The following is a 24,092-nucleotide window of genomic DNA, read 5'->3' as shown; positions in this document are numbered from 1 at the left end:
TCAGAAGCAACCGCTCCCCTCACCCCAACCCCTCTCCCGCAAGCGGGAGAGGGGACAGCCAAGGCAAAGGCTGGATCAAAGGCCAAAGCAACAGCCAAAGCCAAAGCTGGCGATCAGGCTGCCGAAGCTGATGACGCAGCATCAAAAGAAAATGCATGAGAGCCAATCCCCTCTCCCGTTTACGGGAGAGGGGTAGGGGTGAGGGCGCTTTTAAGCCTTTACAGCATTTACAGCTTCTAAACCAAAGCCCCAAAGCCAAAGCCTCAAAGCCAAGTCCTCAAAGCCAATTCCTCAACGCCAAAGCCTCACCCAGCCAACTTCCCATAAACACTGAAACCCGTCAGCCACAAACCCAGCATGCTGCCCAGGTTGGTCAGCACGAAGGTCAACACAACGCGGGTGACACGATTGCGATACCAGCCCTTCAGCGTCTGCGCATCATCACGCAACTGCAGGAAATCCTGATACGTCGGCTTGCGCAGGCGCGTTTCCACCAAGGCTGAGAACGCGCCGGTGGGAATGCTCAAACGGAACGGCTTGAACGGGGCAACAGCAATCGCAGTGAGGATGCTCAACGGATGGCTGGCCGCCAGCAGCGCGCCCAGGCCAGCCAGGCCGCCGGTGAACATTGCCCAGGTCAGCAGCATGTCGGTGCCCATGCCCATGCCACCCTTCCAGAAACCAAAACCAATGCCGCCCAGCACGATGGCGAGAATGCCCAGCGTGATCCAGGGAATGTTGCGCTTCTTCGGTACCGTCTCCAGTTGCTCCCGCAGCACATCGGGTGCCTCGGTATCGCTTTCCAGGTAGCGGGCCAGGCCGGCCAGGTGACCAGCACCTACCACCGCCAGCACGTTGCGCTGCTCGCGGTTGTGCTCCTGGCGCAGGCGCGTGGCCATGTAGCGGTCGCGCTCGCCGATGATGGCTTCGTACAGCGCCGGGCTCTCGTTGGCGAACTCGCCAAAGCTCGATTCGAGCATGTCGCCCTGCTTGAGCTTCTCGATTTCGTCTTCGCCCACGTCCTCCGAAGAAAACAGGCCGGCGCCAAGGCCCGCCACCAGCTTCAGCTTGCCGAAAAAGCCCAGCTGCTGCGATGCACGGCGGAAGGTCAGGCCGACATCGCGGTCGATCAGGTGCACCGGCAGGTTCTTCTCGTTGGCCAACGTCACCGCGCGCTTGAGCTCGGCGCCCGGCTCGATGCCCAGTTGCTCGGCAAGGCGGCGCTGGTAGGCAGCGAGCGCCAGGTTGGCAGCAAACAGTGCCACGCGACCCTTGCGGATCACCTCAACCAGGTCCAGCTGTGCAAGTGCGTTCGGGTTGGTCAGTGCCTGCAGGCGCTGCGGGTCCAGCTCGACTGCGACGGCATCAAACTGACCGCTGCCGATGGCGTGCTCCACCGCCTGCACGCTGGCCTGCGAGACATGTGCCGTACCGAGCAGGGTGTAACGCACGCCATCGCGTTCGACGATGCGCACCGGCTGGCCGGCGAGCACATCGTCGCCAGCATCAATAGGGGTTTCATTCATGGGGTCATTCATTGGTGGGGGCACTGTCGGCGCCGTCGCCGAGCGCGCGTTGCATCTGCACTGTATCCAGCCAGCGCCCGTGCTTGCGGCCAAGGCCGCGGAAGATGCCAACCAGCTGGAAGCCGAAGCGTTCGTGCAGCCTGATTGATGCGGTATTGGTGGGCTCGCCGATCACGGCGACCATCTGCCGGAAGCCGCGTGCGGTGCATTCATCGATCAGTGCCTGCATCAGCGCGCTGCCAACGCCGTGGCCCTGGAAGCGGGCATCGACATAGACCGAGTTTTCCACGGTCCATTGGTAGGCAATGCGACCGCGGTAGGTGTTGGCGTAGGCGTAGCCGGCCAACGTGCCGTCGAGCGTGGCGACCAGGTACGGAAAGCCGCGCGCGAGGATGTCGCTCATGCGCTGCGCCATTTCGCTTTCGGCCGGCACCTCGTATTCGTAGGTGTTGACCAGCTCGCGCACCTCCACCGCGTAGATCGCGGTGATGGCGGGAATGTCGGCCGCAGTGGCCGGACGCAGCTGCAGGTTCACGGCAGGCCTTGCATCAGTCGATGTAGCGCTTGAGCAGGTCGCCGTAGGCATCAATGCGGCGGTCACGCAGGAACGGCCAGATGCGGCGGACGTGTTCGCTGCGCTGCAGGTCCACCTCGCAGATCAGCACCGTGGCTTCAGTGCCGGCTTCGGCCAGGAATTCACCCTGCGGGCCGAGCACATGGCTGTTACCCCAGAAATCGATGCCCGATGCGCCCAGTGGCGAGGTTTCGTGTCCGACACGGTTGCAGCTCAGCACCGGCACGCCATTGGCCACGGCGTGACCGCGATGGCTCAATACCCAGGCGTCGCGCTGGCGGTTCTTCTCGTCCTGCACGTCGTCCGGGTCCCAGCCGATGGCGGTCGGGTAGAGCAGCAGTTCGGCACCGGCCAGCGCCATCAGGCGCGCGGCTTCCGGATACCACTGGTCCCAGCACACCAATACGCCAAGGCGGCCCACCGAGGTATCGATCGGCTTGAAGCCGATGTCACCCGGCGTGAAGTAGAACTTCTCGTAGAAGCCCGGGTCGTCGGGGATGTGCATCTTGCGGTACTTGCCCAGCAGGATGCCGTCCTTTTCGAAGACCACCGCAGTGTTGTGGTACAGGCCGGCGGCGCGGCGCTCGAACAGCGAGCCGACGATCACCACGCCGTGCTTTTTGGCCAGCGCGCCGAGGTGCTCGGTACTCGGGCCGGGAATCGGCTCGGCCAGGTCGAACTCGTCCACCGATTCGTGCTGGCAGAAATACGGGCCGTTATGCAGTTCCTGCAGCAGCACCAGTTTCGCGCCCTGCGCGGCAGCTTCGGCCACACGTGCGTCGATCACCGCCAGATTGGCGGCGGCATCACCGTGGTTGCGCTCCTGGATGAGGGCGACGGTAAGGGGGCTGCGCGAGTTCATGCTGCGATCCTGCGGTGGAAAACGCGCATGTTAACGCGGATGCGCGCCCGCAATGCGGCCAGGGCTGAACAGAGGGGGCTGTGGTGTGCGTGCGCGGGTGCTGGCGCTTTCAGGTAGCGCCGAGCCATGCTCGGCTGAGCGTGTGCGTGGCAGGTCCGGATTGCACAGCTGCAGAACGAAGGGCAGCCGAGCATCGCTCGGCGCCACGCTTTGAGCTCCTCTCCCGCTTGCGGGGTGAGAGGGGCAGCTTACGAACCATTGGTTCGTTGCCCATCGAACGCCCTTGCGCCAGCGCAAGGGCCGGGGCGCGGAGCGGGGGTTGGGGCGAGGGTGGCTCTTTACTGGTAAAGCCGCCGAGCATGGCTCGGCACTGCCTGTGCCCCGTTTAGTTTTTCAGCAGGCCGGCCGGCAACTGCATGGTGATGCAGTGCAGGCTGCCGTTCTGCCAGATCAGCGAGCGGCAGGGCACCTGCACGATTTCGCGGTCCGGGAAGGCCTGTGCCAGCACGTCACGCGCGGCGTCGTCGGCGGCGTCGCCATAGGCAGGCATCAGCACCGCGCCATTGATGATCAGGAAATTCGCATACGAGGCGGCCAAGCGGCGGCCGTCGTCGATCACCGGCTGCGGCCACGGCAGCGGGAACAGCCGGTAAGGCTGGCCGTCCTTGGTGCGCAGTGCGGCCAGCTCGTTGCCCATTGCAGTCAGTTCGGCGTGATGCGAGTCGCTGGCATCGTCGCAGGCCTGGTAGACGATGCTGTCAGCTGAAGCAAAGCGGGCGAGGGTGTCGACGTGGGCATCGGTGTCGTCGCCTTCCAGGTAGCCATGGTCCAGCCACAGCACGCGGTCCTGCTGCATCCACTGCGCCATGTCGGTGCTGAGCGATTCGCGGTCACGCTCGGGATGGCGCTCGTGCAGGCATTGCCAGGTGGTCAGCAGGGTGCCAGCGCCATCGGTATCAACCGCGCCGCCCTCCAGTGCGAACGGAATGCTGTGCACCTGGGCATTGGTGTTGAACACGCCTGCGCCGTGCAGCACGCCGACCAGTTGGTCGTCGAGGCTGGCTTCGAACTTGCCGCCCCAGCCGGTGAAGCGGAAATCGAGCAGCTGGAAGCTTCCATCGGCACGCGTGAGCGTGATCGGGCCGGAATCGCGCAGCCAGGTGTCGTCGTACTGCGCGGTGACAAAGTGCACGCGCTCCATGTCGATGCGGTTCGAGCGCAGGCGCATCTCGGCATAGGTTTCGATGTCGTCATCGCCCACGCAGATCAGCACCGGCTGGAAACGGGTGATCGCCGCGACCAGTGCGATATAGGTTTCTTCAACCTCGGCCAGGCGGTCGGCCCAGTCGGTATCGGCATGTGGCCAGGCGATCAGGACGCCGGATTGGGGTTCCCATTCGGCTGGAAAGCGGAGCGTTTCGTTCATGTTCTCGTGCATATGCGGGGCGGCGGACCGGCATGATCCGCCGCCGTGTTGGAGCGGATGCGTCAGCGGATCGGCGGTTTCGGGCCGAGTTCATCCGGCGCGGCCTGGTTGGCCACGACATCAATGACCCGCTGCTTCTCGAAATAGACGGTGAATGCCGGGTAGACCCAGCGGTTGATCGTCGGCCACTGGCGCTTCTGGCCGCCGCGCGGCTCCAGGCGTTGCTGTGGTGCGCCGAACCGGGCTTCGACCTGGCTGGCGGTTTCGCCGCGGGCCGGCAACGTGCCGGCAGGTTTTTCCTGCGCGCGTTCGATCAACAGCGTGTCGGCCATTGTCGAAGGTGCTGCGATCAGTGCGGTGATCAGGCTCAGTGTTTTCAACATTTGCTTCATGGTCGCTTCTCCCCAGAGGACAGGTGACGATTACAGCAAAAATGCGGCAACAAAAAACCGCCCGGAGGCGGCTTTTTGCGAAAAGCCGGAGCCCTTTCGGATTCCGGTGCCGGCTTGCGCCGACCGGCTCAGCGCTGGCGAGCCTTGAAACGCGGGTTCGACTTGCAGATCACGAAGATCTTGCCGCGACGGCGAACAACCTTGCAATCACGGTGACGGGTCTTCGCCGACTTCAGGGAGGACAGGACTTTCATTGCATACCTCGGCGGATAACTGTTGGAAATTTCAAGAGCGCGGCCGCGGATATGCAGGATGACGCTCGTTCAAGCCCGCCATTCTACCGGCTAATTCCATGCGCGTTCAAGTGGTTGCGTTGAACGGGGCGCCGGAGCGGCTGCGCAGGGCGCTAGAATACCCCGATTCTTGTCCAGATCAGGCAGCCAGATGAGCCAATTCCCCCCCGTTCTCACCATTGATGGCCCGTCCGGGGCAGGCAAGGGTACCGTCAGTCGCATCGTCGCGCGGCGGCTGGGGTGGCACTACCTGGATTCAGGTGCGCTTTATCGGGCGGTAGGGGTTGCCGCCAGCTGGGCGGACATCGATACCTCCGATGCTTCGGCCCTGGTGCGCTGCACATTCGACACCAAGGTTCAGTTCACGGAACAGGGTGAAAGCCTGCGGGTGCTGGTGAACGGCACCGATGCCACGGACGAGCTGCGCCTTGAAACCACGGGGGCTTTGGCCTCGGCGATTGCGGCCATTCCCGAGGTGCGGGCCGCGCTGAAAGAGCGGCAGCGCGCATTCAGGGTTTTGCCGGGGCTGGTGGCCGATGGTCGTGACATGGGGACCGTCATCTTCCCCGATGCCCCATTCAAGGTATTCCTGACTGCGAGCGCCGAGGAGCGCGCGCAGCGGCGGCATAAGCAGTTGAAAGAAAAAGGGGTTTCGGTTAACTTTGATGACCTCCTGCGCGAGATCATGGCCCGCGACGCCCGTGATGCACAGCGCGCAGTGGCGCCCCTGAGGCCGGCCGACGACGCCGTCCTCATCGACACCAGCGGAATTGGCATCGACGACGTCGTTGCCAAGGTGCTGGATCTGATCCCCGCAACGGGCCTCTGATCCACGCAGTGTTGAGTGCGGTCAATGCATCGGCCGCAGTCGCAGTAAAGATGAAGTTGCAACAACCCCGCTGCGCAATGGTGCGTGGTGGGCTTTTTCATTCACATGCGGCCGCTTTCATGGGGTCGTCCAACAGGCTGGGCAGTACGGATTTCCGCAACAGGTCCGCTGCCCGTGTGTCCAACTGAGTAAATCTAATGACCGAATCATTTGCCGAACTGTTTGAAGCCAGTCAAGCCAACCTGGCCAAGCTGAAGCCCGGCTCCATCGTCATCGGTACCGTCGTTGACGTTCGTGGCGACGTGGTGGTGATCAACGCCGGGCTGAAGTCCGAAGGCATCGTGCCGATCGAACAGTTCCGTAACGACGCTGGTGAGATCGACGTGGGTGTGGGCGACCAGGTGAAGGTTGCTCTCGACTCGCTCGAGAACGGCTTCGGCGAGACCGTCCTGTCGCGCGAGAAGGCCAAGCGCGCGATGGTGTGGGACGAGCTGGAAGAAGCGTTGGAAAAGAACGAAACCATCACCGGCCGCATCAGCGGCAAGGTCAAGGGTGGTTTCACCGTGGACATCAAGGATGTCCGCGCATTCCTGCCCGGTTCGCTGGTCGATGTGCGCCCCGTGCGCGACCCGGCCTACCTGGAAGGCAAGGAGCTGGAATTCAAGCTCATCAAGCTGGACCGCAAGCGTAACAACGTGGTCGTGTCGCGTCGTGCAGTTGTCGAGAGCGAGCACTCGGAAGAGCGCGAGCAGCTGATGGACAAGCTGCAGGAAGGCGCCATCCTGAAGGGTGTCGTCAAGAACCTGACCGACTACGGCGCATTCGTGGACCTGGGCGGTATCGACGGCCTGCTGCACATCACCGACATGGCATGGAAGCGCGTGCGCCATCCGTCCGAAGTCGTGAACGTCGGCGACGAGCTGGACGTGCGCGTGCTGAAGTTCGACCGCGAGCGCAACCGCGTTTCGCTGGGTCTGAAGCAGCTGGGCGAAGATCCGTGGGACAACATCTCGCGTCGTTACCCGGCCAACAGCCGCGTCTTCGGCAAGGTCTCCAACGTGACCGATTACGGCGCGTTCGTTGAGATCGAGCCGGGCGTCGAAGGCCTGGTGCACGTGTCCGAGATGGATTGGACCAACAAGAACGTCAACCCGTCCAAGGTTGTGCAGGTTGGTGACGAAGTCGAAGTGATGGTGCTGGACGTTGATGAAGAGCGTCGCCGCATCTCGCTGGGCATGAAGCAGGTTGCTGCCAACCCGTGGGAAACCTTTGCCGCCATCTTCAAGAAGGGCGACAAGGTCTCCGGCCAGATCAAGTCGATCACCGACTTCGGCATCTTCATCGGCCTGGACGGCGGTATCGATGGCCTGGTGCACCTGTCGGACATCAGCTGGAACACCACCGGCGAAGACGTGGTCCGCAACTACAAGAAGGGCGACACCCTGGAAGCCGTCGTTCTGGCGGTCGATCCGGAGCGCGAGCGCATCTCGCTGGGCGTCAAGCAGCTTGAGCAGGATCCGTTCGGCCAGTTCATGGCGATCAATCCGAAGGGCTCGAAGGTCGAGGGCGTGGTCAAGGAAGTGGACGCCAAGGGCGCAACCATTGAACTGGCCGACGGCATCGAAGGTTACGTGGCTGCACGCGACATCAGTGTCGACCGTGTGGACGACGCGACCCAGCACCTGAAGGTTGGCGACAAGGTCGAAGCCAAGTTCGTGGGCATGGACCGCAAGGGTCGTACCCTGCAGCTGTCGATCAAGGCCAAGGACGATGCCGAAATGCGCGAAACGCTGGAGGACTACCAGTCCGCTTCCGGCGGCACCACCCAGCTGGGTGCGCTGCTTCGTGCACAGCTGAATGGCAACAAGTCCGAGTAATCGGGCATTCTGTTGCAGATATGACCTGGGCGGCCCGGATATCAATCCGGGCCGCTTCAGGGTTGAGACCCTGCCATTGGCGAGTACGCAATGACCAAATCCGAGCTGATCGAAATCCTCGCGCGCCACCAGGCGCACCTGAAGGCCGATGATGTCGATCTGGCGGTGAAGTCATTGTTGGAGATGATGGGAGGGGCGTTGTCTTCCGGGGATCGTATCGAGATCCGCGGTTTTGGCAGTTTTTCGCTGCATTACCGCCCGCCGCGCCTGGGCCGCAACCCGAAGACGGGTGAGTCGGTGGCGTTGCCGGGCAAGCATGTGCCGCACTTCAAGCCAGGCAAGGAATTGCGCGAGCGCGTCAGTTCCGTTGTGCCGTTGGAAGGCGACCCGGCCTGAGACAGGCTGCCGTTGCCTTGCTGCGCATTCATGCGCTGATTCGGTAAGCTACGGCCTCTTGCTTACTGGAGTAGCTGCCGCATGAAGATCGTCCGTTTATTGATCCTGCTGGCAGTGCTTGTCGGCGGACTGGTGGTTGGCTCGCTCAACTCGCAGCCGCTTGAAATCAGCCTGGCGTTCTGGGTGCTCAAGACCACGTCTGGCGTCGCGATCATTGCCTCATTGTTGATTGGTGCCCTGGTGGGCGGCGGCATGGTGCTGGCCGGGCTGGTCGTGCCGATGTACGCCAAACTGCGGCGCGCCAACAAGGCCGTTTCCGCGGCGACGCCCGAGTCAGCGGCTTCCGTGCAATCTCCTTCTCCTTTTGATGGGCGCTGATCGAAGATGGCCTTTATCAGTGAGTGGTTCTGGTTTTTCCTGTGCCTGCCGATTGCCGCGGTTGGCGGCTGGGTGGTGGGGCGTCGTGGTGGCCAGCGTCATAGTGAAAAACAGGTCAGTCGTCTTTCCAGCACCTATTTCCGTGGCCTGAATTACCTGCTTAACGAACAGCCGGACAAGGCGATCGAGCTGTTCCTGCATATTGCGGAGCTGGACAAGGAAACCTTCGAGACGCAGGTTGCGCTGGGCCATCTGTTCCGGCGCCGGGGCGAGGTGGATCGCGCCATCCGTCTGCACCAGGGGCTGGTCAACCGGGGGGATCTGAGCGATACACAGCGCGTCCAGGCGTTGCTGGCATTGGGCGAGGACTACATGAAATCCGGTCTGCTGGATCGGGCCGAGACTGTGTTCACCGAGCTGGCGCAGTTGGATCAGCGCGCGCCGCAGGCACTCAAGCACTTGATCAGCATTTATCAGGCCGAGCGCGACTGGGAAAAGGCAATCGAGAACGCTACCCGCTACGAGCAGGTCACCGATGAGCCGATGGGCAAGTTGATTGGTCAGTTCGAGTGCGAGCTGGCCGAGCGTTACCGTGCGGCCGGTCGTCTGGACGACGCGCGTGCGGCGATCATCCGCGCCAATGCTGCCGATGCCATGAGCGTGCGTGCAGGCATCATCGAAGGCCGCCTGGAAAGTGATTTCGGCAATGATGAGGCTGCGGTGCGGGCATTCGAACGTGCCGCCCGCAATGACCCGGACTACCTGCCGGAGATCCTGCCGCAGTTGGTCAAGAACTATCGCAACGTTGGCGATATTGCAGGCGCCCGAGCGTTCCTCGCGGAGATGACCGAGCACTATCGCGGCATCGCGCCAGTGCTGGCGTTGACGCACCTGATGGAGGAGCAGGAGGGTACTGCGCCTGCGCGTGCGTACCTGGGCCGCCAGTTGAAGGATCGTCCTTCGGTGCGCGGTGAATCGGCATTGATCGACCTGACCTTGGCTGAAGGTGCTGATCCGGTTGCCACCCTGCAGGATCTCAAACACATCACTGACCAGTTGTTGGTGCGCAACCCTGCCTACCGCTGTACCCGTTGCGGCTTCGGTGCGCGTACCCATCATTGGCAATGCCCGAGCTGCAAGGAGTGGGGCACGGTCAAGCCGCTGCTGAACTACGCGGTACTCTGAGTGGTGCTTCCGTTGTTCCTGTGGCTTCCCGTGGCGACCTTTTGTGTGGCCGCTGCGGTGAGCTGGCTGGCGATCCGTTATGCGATCAAGCGCCAGCTGATGGATCTGCCAGGGGAGCGGCGCAGCCACAAGGTCTCCACGCCGCGTGGTGGCGGTATTGGCATTGTGGTGTCGGTGTTGTTCGGTTATCTGGTGATCGGGCTGTTGTATCCGGCCACGGCTGCCGTGCTGGGGGGATTTTCCCTTGGTCTGGCCATGGTGGCTGGGATTGGCTGGTGGGATGACCACCATTCATTGCCAGCGCTTCCCCGGTTGGGGGTTCACGTGTTCGCCGCGATCCTGCTTGGCGTCCTGGTGTGGTCAGGCAGTGGCAGTGTGATCAAGGCGCTTGTATCTGCCTTGCTGGCGGTGTCACTGATCAACATCTGGAACTTCATGGATGGGATCAATGGCTTGGCCGTCAGCCAGGCGATTCTGGTAGCCATCGGCGCGGCGCTCCTCCTGCCGGCGCCTCATGCCCTTGTGGCGTGGGTGGTCGCGAGCGGCTGCCTGGGTTTCCTGCCTTTCAACTTTCCCCGTGCGCGCATATTCATGGGGGATGTGGGGAGCGGGGCGTTGGGTTATCTGGTGGCGGGTCTGCTGGCATTGGGTTTGACCGTCACCGACCTTGCCTTTCCGCTTTGGCTGGTACTGCCGGCCGTCTTCTTTGTTGACTCCGGCTTCACCTTGCTGAAACGCATGCTCAATGGGGAGCGCTGGATGCAGCCGCATGCCCAGCATCTTTACCAGCAACTGGTAAAGCGTGAATGGAGTCACGCCTTCGTTACGGGTTGTTATTCGCTCTTTACCCTTTGCGGAATTACACTTGTGGCGTTGTTTTCAGGGCTTTCCCTAGGTTGGGGATGGGCAGGGGGAATTGTCTGGCTGGCTGTGTCTGCAGTGGCCTGGTTGTTCCTGCGCAGGCGGTACTACATTAAGGAAGAGAGCTGATGGCATCGTTGCGAGAGCGTTTCGTTGCAGGTAGCGGGTTGCGTTACGCGGTGATGCTGCACGACCTGGCCATGGTCTGGCTGTGCTGGCAACTGCTGTTTGCCGCCCGTTATGCCATGTTGGAGAACGCCCCCGATCTGCCGCTGTTCTCTCTGGATGTGCTGGTGGTCGTTGCTCTGCAGGCGGTGGCCTTCTGGAAGGTGGGCCTGTACCGGGGGCTCTGGCGTTTTGCCAGCGTTGCGGACCTGATCAACATCTTCAAAGCCTGCTTTGTTGGGCTGCTGGCGATCGTCGTGGTCTTCTCCTACCGCCGGCTGCACGGGATTCCGATCTCGGTTTTGGTGGTTTACCCCTTTGCCTTGGCTGCATTGCTTGGCACCCCGCGGCTGCTATACCGGGCTTGGAAGGACTATCAGAACGTCCAGTCCGACGCGCGAGCCCGTCGCGTGCTGGTGCTGGGGGCCGGGCAGGCCGCCGAATCGCTGATCAAGGACCTGCGCCGCTCCGGCGATTACGAGCCCGTCGGTTTGCTGGACGACTCGCCCCACCTGCAGGGTGCCAAGTTGCGTGGGGTGCCGATTCTGGGGCGGTTGGATGACGTGGTCTCGGTGGCCAGGGAAGCCGATGCCAAGTTGTTGGTGATCGCCATTCCCACGCTGGATGCAGCGGGAATGCAGCGTGTCGTGGGGCTGTGTGAAAGCACGGGCCTGCCGTTCCGGACGGTGCCCAAACTGGCCGACATCCTGGAAGGCAGTTCATTGCCCGGCCAGCTCAAGGAAGTGGCGATCGAGGACCTGTTGGGGCGCAAGCCCATTCGGCCGGACTGGGAGTTGATCCGTGGTTGGCTGCGCGGCCGTACCGTGCTGGTCACCGGCGGTGGTGGATCGATTGGCTCGGAGCTTTGCCGCCAGGTGGCGCGCCATGGTGCGGCCCGTATTGTGGTCCTGGAAATCAGCGAGTTGCTGATGATCAACATCCAGGCCGAATTGCGCCGCAGCTTCCCTGATCTACAGGTGCATGGGGTGCTGGGCGACTGCGGCGATCCTGCCGTGGTCCGGCATGCCTTGAAAAGCTACAGGCCAGATACTGTCTTCCACGCGGCGGCTTACAAGCAGGTTCCCTTGCTGGAGGAGCAGTTGCGCGAAGCGGTGCGCAATAACACGCTGGCGACCGAATGCGTGGCCAGTGCCTGTGTTGAAGCAGGGGTGGAGAATTTCGTTTTCATCTCGACCGACAAGGCGGTGGATCCGGTCAATTCGCTCGGGGCCAGCAAGCGCTATGCGGAAATGATCTGTCAGAGCCTGAACAAACGGTCGCCATCGACGCGCTTTGTCACGGTGCGATTTGGCAATGTGCTGGGGTCGGTGGGCAGCGTGGTGCCCTTGTTCCGCGAGCAGATCCGCAACGGTGGCCCGATCACGGTGACCCACCCGGATGTCAGCCGCTACTTCATGACCATTCCCGAGGCCTGTCTGCTGATCCTGCAGGCGGCGGCTTCCTCGTCGCGGGGGGCGATCTATATGTTGGACATGGGCGAGCCGGTGTTCATCCGCCACCTGGCGGAGCAGATGATCCGCCTGGCAGGCAAGGTGCCGGGGGTGGATGTGCCTATCGTGTACACCGGGTTGCGTGCCGGCGAAAAACTGCATGAAAGCCTCTTCTATGATGATGAGGATTGCCATCCCACGGCTCACCCGAAGGTGCTGGAAGCCGGGGTGCGTGAGTTCTCGCCGGACCTGGTGCTGAGCAATGTCGCGGTGTTGCGACGTGCGATTGCCACTTATGATGAGGATGTGATGCGTGACATCCTGTCTGCGACCATCCCCGAGTTTCAGCCGGTTGAAGAGCTGGCCGCGCGCAATGCCTCGGCCAAGATTGTGCAGTTTCCCACCAAAGAAGCAGGAAGGATTCACTGATGAGTGGTCGTATCAAGAAGGCGGTATTTCCCGTAGCGGGCTTGGGGACGCGGTTTTTGCCCGCGACCAAGACGGTTCCCAAGGAGATGTTGCCGATCATCGATCGCCCGCTGATCCAGTACGCGGTGGATGAGGCCATCGAAGCCGGTTGCGACACGCTGGTGTTCGTCACTAATCGCTACAAGCACGCTGTTGCAGACTATTTCGACAAGGCCTATGAGCTGGAGCAGAAGCTCGAGCGCGCCGGCAAGCAGGAGCAGCTGGAGATGATCCGGCACGTGTTGCCGAAGGGCGTTCGCGCGGTGTTCGTCACCCAGGCCGAAGCGTTGGGCCTGGGTCATGCGGTGCTGTGCGCCAAGGCCATCATTGGCGACGAGCCGTTCGCCGTGTTGCTGCCTGACGATCTGATCTGGAACCGCGGTGATGGCGCCCTGAAGCAGATGGCCGACCTCAACGAGGCAACCGGCGCCAGTGTGATTGCGGTGGAAGATGTGCCGCACGACAAGACCGGCAGTTACGGCATTGTCGCCACCGATGCCTTTGATGGGCGCAAGGGGCGCATCTCGCAGATCGTCGAAAAGCCCAAGCCGGAGGACGCACCGAGCGACCTGGCAGTAGTGGGCCGTTACGTGCTCAGCCCGAAGATTTTCGAGCTGCTGGAGCACACTGCCACCGGAGCGGGCGGCGAAATCCAGCTGACCGACGCCATTGCCCAGTTGCTCAAGAGCGAGCCGGTGAACGCTTATCGCTTTGAAGGCACGCGCTTTGACTGCGGTACTCACTTGGGGCTGGTTGAAGCCACCATTCGCTTTGCGTTGGAGAACGAGAAGCTGGCCCAGCCGGCGCGCGAAGTGATGCGGAGAATGCTTGCTGAGTGAGTGGCAGGCGTGTGGCCAGGTATTGCAGTAGTTTGCTGCTTGCCGACTTGCCCAGGGCCTGGACCGGCAAGCAATACAAAAATGGCGCCGAGAGGCGCCATTCTTGTTGCTCATGTCAGCGGCAGCGATGGCAATGGCTCGCGTGACGGCCTTGCGTGACAGCGTTGCAAGGTGGTGGCGGTGAGAGCAGTTCAGAACACCTGCTTGTCGATCAGCTGCCTGCCAGCAACGGGCGCAGCACGGGTTCCAGCTGCTGCTGGCGCCAGCCTGCCAGTGCGCTCGGCCAGTGCCCGCTTTCGAGCAGTGATTCCAGATGTTTGCGAGAGGCAAGCAAGCCATCGGGAAGGCCGAGTTCGGCTGTGATTTTTGCGGTGGCATCCTGCAGGCGCTTGAGCGCGGCCTTGTTGCCCTCGGTGGCCTGCAGGGCCATCGGTGCTTCGTTTTCGTCCGGCAGCGGTGTGTTCAGCGCGTCCCACAGCGGTTGCGCGAGTTTGCGCGGTGCCTTGGGAAAACGGCCGAACAACTTGAGCATCGATTCGTAGTCAGCTGGCGGGGTACGGGCGAGCAGGTTGGCCAGTTCATTGTCCAGGATCCAACTGCGCGGCTTGTCGCTCTGGCGGGCCTGATGTTCGCGCCAACGCAGCAGGCGCAGCAGGCGCAACTGCGATTCGGGATCAAGGAACTGGGAGGCGCGCATCGACAGGTGCGGCCAATGTTCGCCTTCGTCGCGCTCGACGCTGGCCATCATCCGCTCGCCATCGTCCAGCAACCATTGCATGCGGCTCTTGGCCTGCAACTGCTCGCTGATGGTGTCATGCAGGGCAAACAGGTACTCCACGTCGTCGGCGGCGTATTCGAGCTGGGCGTCGCTGAGTGGGCGCTTGAGCCAGTCCGAGCGGGTTTCGCCCTTGGGCAGGGTGACGCCGGTGATTTCGGCCACCAGCTTCTGGTAACCCATGCCGCCTCCGATACCGGCCAGTGCGGCGCCAATCTGGGTGTCGAACAGCGGCCGTGGAAGCGCGTTGCAGGCACACTTGAAGGCGACCAGGTCCTCGCTGGCGCTGTGCATGATCTTGGTGATCGAGGTGTCGGTCAGCCAGGGCTTCAAGGCTTCGCACATGCCCGGGATCAGTGGGTCGATCAGCAGGATTTCAGTGCCGACCGCCATCTGCACCAGGGCCAGCTGTGGCCAGTAGGTACGTTCGCGAATGAATTCGGTGTCCAGTCCAATGCGGTCGGGGCGCTGCAGGTAGCGCTCTTCCAGTTCCGATGGGTGTTTGATCCAGTAGGCCACGTGGGTTCCGTCAACGGCAGGGTTTGCTCAGGCAGGCGAGAATAGCCTAACGTCGGGCCGTGCTCGTCGAAGCAGGCGGGCAAGTGGAGGCTTTTTTGCGCGGGACCAGCCAATTGAAAGGTGTGACGTTGCTGCTGGGGCTGCTGCTCGTGGGCTGTGGGCAGCCGCCGGGGGATCCCCCGCAGGTGCAGCCGCGCAAGGTGGAAGGGGTGCGGCCAGAGGCCATTCCCATGCCCAGGCGTGCGCGTATCACACCTGACCCGGCGCCGAAGGTGGAGATGACCGTGCTGCCGGTATGGACCGCCCCGCAGGTAGAGCTGTTGCCGGAGCAACTGCCGGAGGCACGCAGGATGGCCGACAAGGCCTTGTCCGAAGGGCGGCTGTACAAGGAGGCCGAAGACGCGATTCCCCTGTATCTGGCGATACTGGAACAGCAGCCACAGGACCGCGCGGCAAAGCGCGGGCTGGACAAGGCCCGGCAGCAACTGCGTGCCCAGGCGACGGCGCTGATGATGCAGCCGGAGAACCAGCGTCAGGCGCTGGCGCAGGCTGCCGAACGGATAGGGGTGGCCGTGAAGCTGGCGCCGGAAGGCAAGGCCGAGCGCGAACTGGAACAACGCATCGTCACCGCCCGGCGGGTGCTGGCGCTCAATCGTGCCGGTGAACAGGCGCTGCGCGCGCATCAGTTCGGTGAAGACGGTGGTGGCGCACAGGCCGCGTTCCGCGAGGTGCTTGCCATCGAGCCGGCCAATAGCCGTGCCCGTCAGGGGCTGGCGGCGATCGAGAGTGGCCTGATCCGGCGGGCCGAGCATGCCGCCGCGGTCGAATCGGACTTTTCGGCTGCGCTGGCCTGGCTGGGAAAGGCCAGTACGGTGCGTGGCGAGAGTCCTGCTCTGGCGGACGCCCGCCTGCGTATTGAAGGCATCCGTACGGCGCAGTTGGACGCCCTGCGCGAGGGCGGCCTGCGCGACCTCACTTCATCCAAGGGGTTGAAGGACGCCCGATTGAAACTGGAACAGGCCCAGCGCATCGCCTTGCCGGGTGACCGTACGGTGGCGCTGTTGGCCGAACGCATCGAGCTGGTCACTCGTTATGGCAGCTTCCGCCCACGGCAGGTGTTTTCCGATGCGCTGCAGGACGGCAGCCGCGGGCCACGCATGGTGGTTGTGCCCTATGGCTCATTCCAGATGGGTGCGGCGGCCGAGGAGATTGGTGCGAGGGATGCCGAACGCCCGCAGCATCCAGTGCGCTTCGAGCGTGGCTTTGCCATGACCATCACCGAAGTGACGGTGGCCGATTTCCGCCGTTTCGTGGAGTCCGCCAAGGCACGTCCGCGTGCAACGCGGCGTGGGCATTCCATTGTCTATGACGAGCGCAGTGGCAACTTCATCCGTCGCAGCGGGGTGGATTGGCAGTCGGACTACAACGGCCTGAAGGCTGCGCCGAACAGCCCGGTGATGCATGTCAGCGTGCGCGATGCCGAAGCCTACGCGGCCTGGTTGTCCGAACAGACCGGGCGGCATTACCGGCTGCCCAGTGAGTCCGAGTTTGAATACGCCCTGCGCGCGGGCAGGCAGGGCCGCTACCCGTGGGGGCGTGCATCGGTGCCGCCGGAAAACACCGGCAACTTCACCGGCAGCCTGGACGTCTCCCCCAGTGGCCGGCACTGGAACAACGCGTTCATCGGTTACGGGGACGGGTTCTGGGGTACGGCGCCGGTCGGCATCTTCAATGCCAACCCCTGGGGGCTGCACGACATGGCCGGCAATGTCAGCGAATGGGTGGCTGACTGCTGGCATGCCAGCTACCGGCGGGCGCCCGCCGACGGCGCAGCCTGGTACAACCCCGGTTGCCGGCAGCGGGTGATCCGTGGTGGCAACTGGGCCAACGCCCCGGAACAGACCCGCGCGGCCTGGCGGCAGTCGCAGGACTCGGATGTGACCTCGGCGCGCATTGGCTTCCGCCTGGTGCGCGGTATTTGACATTGCCATCGGGGCAGGGCGCGTTACCATCGCCAACGTCTCACCCCGACCCACCTCGAACCCGGCGGAGCCCGCATGCGACAAGATCCTTTCGGCAACCAGCGCGCTGGCGGTCAGCGCCGTGGTGGTGGTCTGTTCGGCAACGTACGTTGGCTCATCCTGCTGGGCTTCGCGGTCTACGGTGGCTGCTACTACTTTGGTAACCGCACGGTCGACCCCTATACCGGGGAAAAAGTGCTGATCGACAGCGCGCTGGATGCCAACGAGGAAAAGGCGCTTGGCCTGCAGGCCTACCAGGAGATCCTCTCGCAGGAGCGGCCGGTGGATCCGAACAGCCAGATCGCCCGGCAGGTGCGCGAAATCGCCAGTCGTCTGATCGCCAAAGTCGATGTGGTGGAAACCGCGCTGGCGCAGGAACACGGCATGCAGGCGCAGCATTTTTCACGCGATTTCGATTGGGAAGTGAATGTGCTGCAGTCCGACCAGGCCAATGCGTTCTGCCTGCCCGGCGGCAAGATGGCGGTCTACACCGGCTTGATCCCGGTGGCGCAGAACGCCGATGCGGTGGCGGTGGTGATGGGCCATGAAATTGCCCACGCCCTGTTGCGGCATGGTGCGCAGCGCATGGCGCAGCAGAAGCTGACCCAGATCGGGCAGATGGCCGGTGCCGCCAGCGGCATGGATGCGCAGCAACAGCAGATGATGATGTCGGCGATGGGTTACGGCTACCTGCTGCCCTATGCGCGCTCGCATGAAACCCAGGCCGACGAGGTTGGCCTGATGCTGGCCGCCGCGGCATGTTTCAACCCGGAAGAGGCGGTGCCACTTTGGCAGCGCATGAGCCAGGCCAGCGGTGGCCAGGCGCCGCCGGAGTTCTCCTCCACCCATCCCAATCCCGGCACCCGCATCCAGAACCTGCAGGCATTGATGCCCAAGGCGATGCAGTACCGGCAGACGTTCTGCACGGGTGGTACGGCAGCGTTGTGAGCGGGTAGCGGTGTTCGTGCCGCCGATGGGATGCCAGGGCAATACCGATGCACATCGGATGAGAGCGGCTCAGCGGGGCGGAGCAATCGCCGGGCGCGGTCAGCCCTGGCCGGTACGCTCTTCCACCTTGAGCATCAGGCTGCCGTCGGCCAGGCGTGCCTGCAGGCGGTCCCCGGCTTTGGTCTGCGTACTTGAGCGGACCAGTGTTCCGTCTTCCACGCGGGTCAGGATGGAATAACCGCGTGCCACCGTCGCCAGCGGGCTTACCGCTTCCAGCGAGCGCGCGATACCGCGCAGGTGCAGGGCATCGCGCTGCAGGTGTCGCGCCATCGCCGCCTGTGCGCGTGGGGCAAGATTGGCCAGCCGTTCGCGCAGTGCGCTGAGCTGTCGTTGCGGGTGTGCGCCACGCAACACCGCAGCGCCATGTGCAAGGCGAGCGCTGCGGCGCTGTTGCTGCTGGCGCCAGTTCGCCTGCAGGCGCGCGAACACGGCTTCCTGACGTTGTCGCAGCAGGGCGAGCCGCGATTGCGGGCTGTGTGCCTGCAGGCGCAATGCGGCGCGGTCCGCACGCTGCATGGCTTGATTCAACGTGTGCGCCTGCAACTGCGCCAGGCGTTGTTGCAGGCGACGCAGGCGCAGCGCCAGATCGCGTTGATCGGGAACCAGCAGTTCCGCTGCCACCGACGGCGTTGGCGCACGCAGGTCGGCGGCAAAATCGGAAAGGCTGAAGTCGGTTTCATGGCCCACCGCCGAAACCACCGGCGTGTTGCTGGCAGCGATGGCGCGCGCGAGCTGTTCGTCATTGAACGCCCACAGGTCTTCCAGTGAGCCACCGCCACGGGTCAGCAGGATCACGTCATAGCGGCCGCTGGCATCGGCCTGGCGCAGCAAGGAGGTGATCTGCGGCGCGGCGGTTTCGCCCTGTACCAGCGATGGCAACAGCTCCACTTCCAGCAAGGGATAACGCCGGGCCAGCACGCTCAACACGTCACGCACTGCCGCACCGCTGGGCGAGGTGATCACCGCCAGGCGCCGCACATGCGCCGGCATCGGCCGTTTGCGTGCGGGGTCGAACAGGCCTTCGGCTTCCAGTCGCGCCTTGAGTTCATCGTAGGCGCGGCGCAGTGCGCCTTCGCCGGCCTCTTCCATGTGGTCGAGGATCAGCTGGTAATCGCCGCGTGCTTCATACAGCGTGAGCCGACCGCGCACGAGTACGCGCAGGCCTTCGCGCGGCGCGAACTTCAGCCATTGGCTCTTGGGCTTGAACATCGCCGCACGCACCTGGGCACGTGCGTCCTTCAGCGTGAAGTACAGGTGCCCGGATGCAGGGCGGCTGACGTTGCCCAGTTCACCTTCCACCCACACCAGCGGAAACGTGCTTTCCAGCAGGTCGCGCGCCAGCGTGTTGAGCTGGCCGGGAGTCAGGATGTCGGGACTGCGTTCCATGGTTCGGGCAATACGGCAATGAAGCGGGCGGCCATGGTCGCATGGAATGGCGTGAACGCTTATTGCTCGTGGGATTCACGCGCTGCGGAATGCCGTTGCAGCGCCCATTGCACATGTTCGCGGACTACCTCGGACGGGTGTTCAAGGCGTGTTGCAAGTGCCTCGCGGGCACTGGCCGAAGGCGCGGCGTTGCCCAGCGCAACGGCGATGTTGCGCAGCCAGCGTTCGTGGCCGCTGCGGCGGATCGGGCTGCCCTCGGTGCGGCGCAGGAACTCGTCCTCTTCCCATGCGAACAACTCCGGCAGGGTGGCGGTGTCCAGGTTGTTGCGCACGCGGAAGTCCGGTTCATCGGTGCGATGGGCGAACTTGTTCCAGGGGCAGACCAGTTGGCAGTCATCGCAGCCATAGATGCGGTTGCCCATCAGTGGGCGCATTTCCAGCGGAATGGCGCCTTCGTGTTCGATGGTCAGATAGGAAATGCAGCGGCGCGCATCCAGCCGGTACGGGGCAATGATGGCCGCGGTGGGGCAGACATCAATGCAGCGCGTGCAGGTGCCGCAATGCGCGGTGGCGGGGGTGTCCACCGGCAATGGCAGGTCGAGGTAGATCTCGCCGAGGAAAAACCAGGAGCCGCCGTTGCGGTCGATCAGGCAGGTGTGTTTGCCGATCCAGCCCAGGCCGGCGTTGCGTGCCAGGGCGCGTTCCAGCACGGGCGCCGAATCAACGAACACCCGGTAGCCGAACGGGCCAATTTCCGTGGCGATGCGCTCGGCCAGCTTCTGCAGGCGGTTGCGCATGAGCTTGTGGTAATCGCGGCCCAGCGCATAACGCGCCACATAGGCGCGCTCGGCGTCGTCCAGCGTGGCCCAGGCTTCGGTTTCGTCCTTGTGGCCGTAATCCATGCCCACCGACAACACCCGCACCGTGCCCGGCAGCAGTTCCTGTGGTCGCGCGCGCAGGCTGCCGTGACGCGCCATCCACTCCATGGTTCCGTACAGGCCCTTGCCCAGCCAATCGGCCAGGTGCGCCTCGTCCTCGGCCAATTCAATGCCGCTGATGCCACACCGCTGGAAGCCGGCCTCGCGTGCCAGTTGACGGATGCGCAGCGACAGCTGCGCCGGGTTGGCGGTGGTAACGGCTTCAGACATGGCGCAAGTATAGAATTGCCGGCATGTCAGAACCCGTTGCCCTGTTCACGACCGAAGCTGCCCGCCGCATCGACGCGCAGGCGACCGCCGCCCTGGGAGGCGATGGTTATGTGCTGATGCAACGTGCCGGGCAGGCCGCCTGGCAGAGCGTTCTGCAGTACTGGCCGCAGGCGCGCCGGATCGTGGTGGTATGCGGCCCGGGCAACAACGGCGGCGATGGCTATGTGCTGGCCCGCTACGCGCGGCAGTCCGGCCGTGAGGTCTGCGTGCTGCATCTGCCCGAAGCCGCACCGCGTTCGCCGCTGGCGCAACGCGCGTGTACCGACTATCTCGCCATCGGCGGCCACGTCGAGGTAGCGATGGATTGCCTACGGCAGGCCGATCTCATCGTCGATGCGCTGTACGGCATTGGCCTGACACGCGCCCCGGAAGCGGCTGACGTTGCCTTGATTGAAGCGGTGAACGCGGCCGCAGCGCCGGTGTTCGCGCTGGATGTACCCAGCGGTGTGGATGCCTTCAGCGGCAATGTTCCCGGTGCGGCGATCCGCGCCGAGCGCGTGCTGCAGTTCATCGTGCCGCATCAAGGCCTGCATACCGGCGCCGCGCTGGAACACGCCGGCCAGCGGCTGTTGGCGGAATTGGATTTGCCGGCGGCGGCCTTCGAGGGCATCGCGGCCGGCAGCCTGCGCTGGGCCAGGCCGGTGCTGGCGCGACACTTGCCGCGCCGCCGGATCAATACGCACAAGGGCGAGTCCGGCCATGTGTTGTGCGTGGGCGGCAACCACGGCAGCGGCGGGGCAGTGATACTTAGCGCCGAAGCTGCATTGCGCAGCGGCGCGGGCTTGGTCAGCGTGGGCACACGCGCCCTGCATGTGGCGCCGCTTCTGGCGCGTTGTCCCGAAGCAATGGCGCATGCGGTGGAACAGGCAAGTGCGTTGGCGCCGCTGTTGCAGCGCGCTGGCGTGGTGGCCCTCGGTCCCGGCCTGGGCCAGGACGAATGGGCGCAGGCGTTGTGGTCGGCGGTGTTGAACAGCGGCAAGCCGCTGGTGATCGATGCAGATGCCCTGAACCTGCTGGCCGCCACGCCGCAACCGCTGCAGCAGGCCATTCTCACGCCACACCCCGGCGAAGCCGCACGCTTGCTGGGAACCGATACCGCCACCCTCCAGCGCGACCGTTTTGCCGCTGCGCAGGCATTGGCCGAGCGTTATGCATCGGTCGTCGTACTGAAGGGCGCCGGTACCTTGGTCGCTGCACCGGGGCAGGTGACACGCGTTATCGCAGCCGGTAATCCGGGCATGGCGGTGGGCGGCATGGGCGACCTGCTCACCGGCATCATTGCCGCGCTCTGCGCGCAGGGGCTGTCGTTGTTCGATGCGGCCAGCACCGGGGCCTTGTTGCACAGCCTGGCCGGCGATGCCGCTGCTGCCGAAGGTGAGCGCGGGCTGTTGCCGCGCGACCTGCTGCCGCACCTGCGGGCACTGGCCAATCCATAATGACGACCATGATCGAATTGTTTCTTCCCACGGCCGAAAGCACTGACCAGCTCGGCCACGCGCTTGCCCAGGCCCGTCCGGCGCAGGCCGTCGTACATCTGCAAGGTGATCTGGGCGCCGGCAAATCCACCCTGGCGCGCGCCCTGCTGCGCGCCCTCGGCGTGCAGGGCTCCATCCGCAGCCCCACCTACACGCTGATCGAGCGCTATCCGCTGGAAACCGGCGAGGCCTGGCACCTGGATCTTTACCGCATCGGCGATGCCGGGGAGCTGGATTTCCTTGGTCTGGACGAAGCCACCGCGGACCTGTGGCTGGTCGAATGGCCCGAACGCGGCGCGGGCGGGTTGCCGCCGGTGGACCTGACGGTTGCGCTGGAAATTGACGGGCAAGGGCGCCGCTGCCGCCTGCTGTCGCACAGCGAGGCGGGCAGCGCGTGGCTGGAGCGGCTGCGCCAATCCCCTCACTTGCAAGGGGTTTTTACCCCCTGATCACAGGAAGGTGTGGCAGGTTGCGGATTATTAAGGGAAAAAATGTTGCAATTGCCTAATTCCGGTGATTGAATCCGCCCATGACTACGGGAAACCGCCTGTTTGCATTGTCAGTTGCCGCCGCCGGACTCTGTCTGGCCGCCAGCGCGTCCGCGTGGGCAGGCGAGATTCGCGGGGTCAACCTGCACACTGGAAGCACCGGCACCCGGGCTGAAATCCAGCTGGCAGGCGGCGGCAGCTACAAAACCCTGAGCCTGGCTGGCCCGAACCGCCTGGTCGTCGATTTCCCGGATTCCACCGCGCTGCGCAGCCTCAAGCTGCCGGCAGCCGTGGGTGTGGTGACCGCGGTGCGCACAGGTACTCCGACCCCGGGGACCTTCCGTGTCGTGTTCGACCTCGCCGAGTCGGTGACAGCGTTCAAGCCGCAGATCCAGGGGCAGGGCGCCGAGAGCAAGCTGGTGATCGAATGGCCGGGCGAGGGCGCCGCTCGTGCGCCAGCGGCTGTTGCCGCAGCGCCGGTCGTGACGCCTCCGGCGCAGACGCCGGCCCAATCCAGTGAACAGGCACGCTCTGAGGCTGCCCGTGCCACCGCTGCGCTGACGGCTGCGGTAAGCCGCCAGGCGGCAACGCCGGCCGCTCCCGCACCTGCCACCTCGGCACCGCCAGCGACGAACGTCGTCGCTGCCAGCGGTGGTCAACCATCGCCAGCGGCGATCCTCAACGGGCAAACCGCGACCACATCGACGCAAGCCCCCGACACCCGTCCGGCAACGACCGTGGCGCAAGCCGCTGCGGTACCCACCGCAGCGACATCAGCACCGGCACCGGCGGTCACGCCGGAAGCGCCGCGTCCGGTGATGCCCAGCGATGCGTCACGCATTCGCATGCAGGCAGGGATGCGGACCCTGGTGGTTGCCATCGATCCGGGCCACGGCGGCCAGGACCCGGGCGCCATCGGCCCCACCGGCAAGCGTGAGAAGGACGTGACCCTGGCGGTCGCCCGTGAGCTGGCGCGGCAGGTCAACGCCACGCCGGGCCTGCGTGCCTACCTGACCCGCGACACCGATGTATTCATTCCGCTGCCGATGCGTGCCCAGCGTGCGCGTGCGGCCAAGGCCGACATTTTCATCTCGATCCATGCCGATGCCGCCGAAAACCGCTCGGCCACCGGCTCGTCGGTTTATGTGCTGTCCACCAAGGGCGCCTCCTCGCAGCGTGCGCGCTGGCTGGCTGACAAGGAAAACGCGGCCGATCTCATTGGCGGCGTCAGCCTGAGCCGCACCGAAGGCACTTTGGCCAACGTGCTGCTGGACCTGGCCCAGAGTGGCAACATGAAGGCCTCCGAAGACGCAGCCGGGCACGTGCTGGGCGGGCTCAAGCGCATCGGCAACAACCACAAGCCGAACCTGGAGCGGGCCAACTTCGCGGTGCTGCGCACCTCGGACATGCCGGCCATGCTGGTGGAAACCGCGTTCATCTCCAACCCGGACGAAGAGCGTCGCCTCATCGACCCGGCCTACCAGCGCCGCATTGCCGGTGCCGTGCTGGATGGCGTGCACACCTTCTTCAGCCGTCAGCCGCCGCCGGGGACGCTGTTCGCCGCCCGTGCACAGGCCGAAATGGACGCCGCTGCCGGTACCGTTGCCGGCGGTAGCAAGTAAGCACCGTCCCGGCTGGTTTCAGGCCACGAGTTTGACTGCCCGGCGCGGTGATGCCGCCGGGCTCGGCT

Annotated in this window: 22 protein-coding genes; 13 read left to right on the top strand and 9 right to left on the bottom strand. The window is 64.2% G+C overall.

The genetic code is table 11. The features are described 5' to 3' along the window. Window positions 1-305 precede the first annotated feature (305 nt). The 6 genes from ACVOLO_RS07855 to ykgO all read right to left on the bottom strand — a co-directional run bounded on the left by ACVOLO_RS07855 (window position 306) and on the right by ykgO (window position 5,034). Window positions 306-1,538, bottom strand: a complete 1,233-nt coding sequence (locus ACVOLO_RS07855; protein WP_481569691.1) for a TraB/GumN family protein — start codon at window positions 1,536-1,538, stop codon at window positions 306-308. Beyond that, window positions 1,531-2,061: an N-acetyltransferase family protein gene (locus ACVOLO_RS07850; RefSeq protein ID WP_481569690.1), complete on the bottom strand. Its 531-nt coding sequence runs from the start codon at window positions 2,059-2,061 to the stop codon at window positions 1,531-1,533. The genes ACVOLO_RS07855 and ACVOLO_RS07850 overlap by 8 nt, the downstream gene beginning before the upstream one ends. A 13-nt stretch (window positions 2,062-2,074) precedes the next feature. Further along, window positions 2,075-2,962: a carbon-nitrogen hydrolase gene (locus ACVOLO_RS07845; protein ID WP_481569689.1), complete on the bottom strand. Its 888-nt coding sequence runs from the start codon at window positions 2,960-2,962 to the stop codon at window positions 2,075-2,077. A gap of 385 nt (window positions 2,963-3,347) precedes the next feature. Next, entirely contained in the window at window positions 3,348-4,388 is a 1,041-nt protein-coding gene (locus ACVOLO_RS07840; protein WP_481569688.1) for an agmatine deiminase family protein, read from the bottom strand. Between the two features lie 62 nt (window positions 4,389-4,450). Further along, entirely contained in the window at window positions 4,451-4,771 is a 321-nt protein-coding gene (locus ACVOLO_RS07835) for a hypothetical protein (protein ID WP_481569748.1), read from the bottom strand. 137 nt (window positions 4,772-4,908) lie between these two features. After that, window positions 4,909-5,034, bottom strand: coding sequence for a type B 50S ribosomal protein L36 (gene ykgO, locus ACVOLO_RS07830; RefSeq protein ID WP_057628212.1), 126 nt, complete (start codon window positions 5,032-5,034; stop codon window positions 4,909-4,911). A gap of 190 nt (window positions 5,035-5,224) precedes the next feature. On the opposite strand from ykgO, the gene cmk reads away from it, so the two are divergent. The 8 genes from cmk to galU all read left to right on the top strand — a co-directional run bounded on the left by cmk (window position 5,225) and on the right by galU (window position 13,522). Next, on the top strand, window positions 5,225-5,902 hold the full coding sequence (gene cmk, locus ACVOLO_RS07825) for a (d)CMP kinase (RefSeq protein ID WP_481569687.1): 678 nt from the start codon (window positions 5,225-5,227) through the stop codon (window positions 5,900-5,902). Between the two features lie 197 nt (window positions 5,903-6,099). Further along, window positions 6,100-7,779, top strand: coding sequence for a 30S ribosomal protein S1 (rpsA, locus tag ACVOLO_RS07820; RefSeq protein ID WP_481569686.1), 1,680 nt, complete (start codon window positions 6,100-6,102; stop codon window positions 7,777-7,779). Between the two features lie 90 nt (window positions 7,780-7,869). After that, window positions 7,870-8,175 (top strand): integration host factor subunit beta, encoded by a 306-nt coding sequence (locus ACVOLO_RS07815; protein ID WP_481569685.1) that lies wholly within the window; start codon window positions 7,870-7,872, stop codon window positions 8,173-8,175. Window positions 8,176-8,256: 81 nt separating this feature from the next. Further along, entirely contained in the window at window positions 8,257-8,553 is a 297-nt protein-coding gene (locus tag ACVOLO_RS07810) for a LapA family protein (RefSeq protein ID WP_481569684.1), read from the top strand. Window positions 8,554-8,559: 6 nt separating this feature from the next. After that, complete coding sequence (gene lapB / locus ACVOLO_RS07805) at window positions 8,560-9,738, top strand: lipopolysaccharide assembly protein LapB (RefSeq protein ID WP_481569683.1); 1,179 nt, start codon at window positions 8,560-8,562, stop codon at window positions 9,736-9,738. Window positions 9,739-9,750: 12 nt separating this feature from the next. Then, entirely contained in the window at window positions 9,751-10,728 is a 978-nt protein-coding gene (locus tag ACVOLO_RS07800; protein ID WP_481569682.1) for an MraY family glycosyltransferase, read from the top strand. Continuing rightward, entirely contained in the window at window positions 10,728-12,644 is a 1,917-nt protein-coding gene (locus ACVOLO_RS07795; protein WP_481569681.1) for a polysaccharide biosynthesis protein, read from the top strand. The genes ACVOLO_RS07800 and ACVOLO_RS07795 overlap by 1 nt, the downstream gene beginning before the upstream one ends. Continuing rightward, a complete protein-coding gene (gene galU / locus ACVOLO_RS07790) occupies window positions 12,644-13,522 on the top strand; it encodes a UTP--glucose-1-phosphate uridylyltransferase GalU (protein ID WP_481569680.1) in 879 nt (292 codons plus the stop codon). The genes ACVOLO_RS07795 and galU overlap by 1 nt, the downstream gene beginning before the upstream one ends. A gap of 211 nt (window positions 13,523-13,733) precedes the next feature. Here the strand turns inward: galU and rnd are convergent, their stop codons facing one another. Further along, a complete protein-coding gene (gene rnd / locus ACVOLO_RS07785; RefSeq protein ID WP_481569679.1) occupies window positions 13,734-14,816 on the bottom strand; it encodes a ribonuclease D in 1,083 nt (360 codons plus the stop codon). Window positions 14,817-14,929: 113 nt separating this feature from the next. Here rnd and ACVOLO_RS07780 point away from each other — a divergent pair, with 113 nt between their 5' ends. After that, window positions 14,930-16,798, top strand: coding sequence for an SUMF1/EgtB/PvdO family nonheme iron enzyme (locus ACVOLO_RS07780; RefSeq protein WP_481569678.1), 1,869 nt, complete (start codon window positions 14,930-14,932; stop codon window positions 16,796-16,798). Between the two features lie 75 nt (window positions 16,799-16,873). Further along, window positions 16,874-17,785: a M48 family metallopeptidase gene (locus tag ACVOLO_RS07775; RefSeq protein ID WP_481569677.1), complete on the top strand. Its 912-nt coding sequence runs from the start codon at window positions 16,874-16,876 to the stop codon at window positions 17,783-17,785. A gap of 99 nt (window positions 17,786-17,884) precedes the next feature. Here ACVOLO_RS07775 and xseA read toward each other — a convergent pair whose 3' ends face one another. Both xseA and queG read right to left on the bottom strand, forming a co-directional pair. Continuing rightward, window positions 17,885-19,231 carry an exodeoxyribonuclease VII large subunit gene (gene xseA, locus ACVOLO_RS07770; protein WP_481569676.1) on the bottom strand — a complete coding sequence of 449 codons (1,347 nt, stop codon included), beginning with the start codon at window positions 19,229-19,231 and terminating at the stop codon, window positions 17,885-17,887. 59 nt (window positions 19,232-19,290) lie between these two features. Next, window positions 19,291-20,379 carry a tRNA epoxyqueuosine(34) reductase QueG gene (gene queG, locus ACVOLO_RS07765; protein ID WP_481569675.1) on the bottom strand — a complete coding sequence of 363 codons (1,089 nt, stop codon included), beginning with the start codon at window positions 20,377-20,379 and terminating at the stop codon, window positions 19,291-19,293. 23 nt (window positions 20,380-20,402) lie between these two features. Between queG and ACVOLO_RS07760 the strand changes: the two genes are divergently transcribed. The 3 genes from ACVOLO_RS07760 (at window position 20,403) to ACVOLO_RS07750 (ending at window position 24,024) form a co-directional block, all read left to right on the top strand. Next, window positions 20,403-21,875 (top strand): NAD(P)H-hydrate dehydratase, encoded by a 1,473-nt coding sequence (locus ACVOLO_RS07760; RefSeq protein ID WP_481569674.1) that lies wholly within the window; start codon window positions 20,403-20,405, stop codon window positions 21,873-21,875. A gap of 8 nt (window positions 21,876-21,883) precedes the next feature. Continuing rightward, a complete protein-coding gene (gene tsaE / locus ACVOLO_RS07755; RefSeq protein ID WP_481569673.1) occupies window positions 21,884-22,363 on the top strand; it encodes a tRNA (adenosine(37)-N6)-threonylcarbamoyltransferase complex ATPase subunit type 1 TsaE in 480 nt (159 codons plus the stop codon). 80 nt (window positions 22,364-22,443) lie between these two features. Continuing rightward, window positions 22,444-24,024: an N-acetylmuramoyl-L-alanine amidase gene (locus ACVOLO_RS07750; RefSeq protein ID WP_481569672.1), complete on the top strand. Its 1,581-nt coding sequence runs from the start codon at window positions 22,444-22,446 to the stop codon at window positions 24,022-24,024. Window positions 24,025-24,092 lie beyond the last annotated feature (68 nt).

The organism is Stenotrophomonas sp. STEN056, from assembly GCF_056759635.1.
The sequence above is the reverse complement of the archived record's forward strand: the minus strand, read 5'-3'. Positions and strand labels throughout refer to the sequence as shown.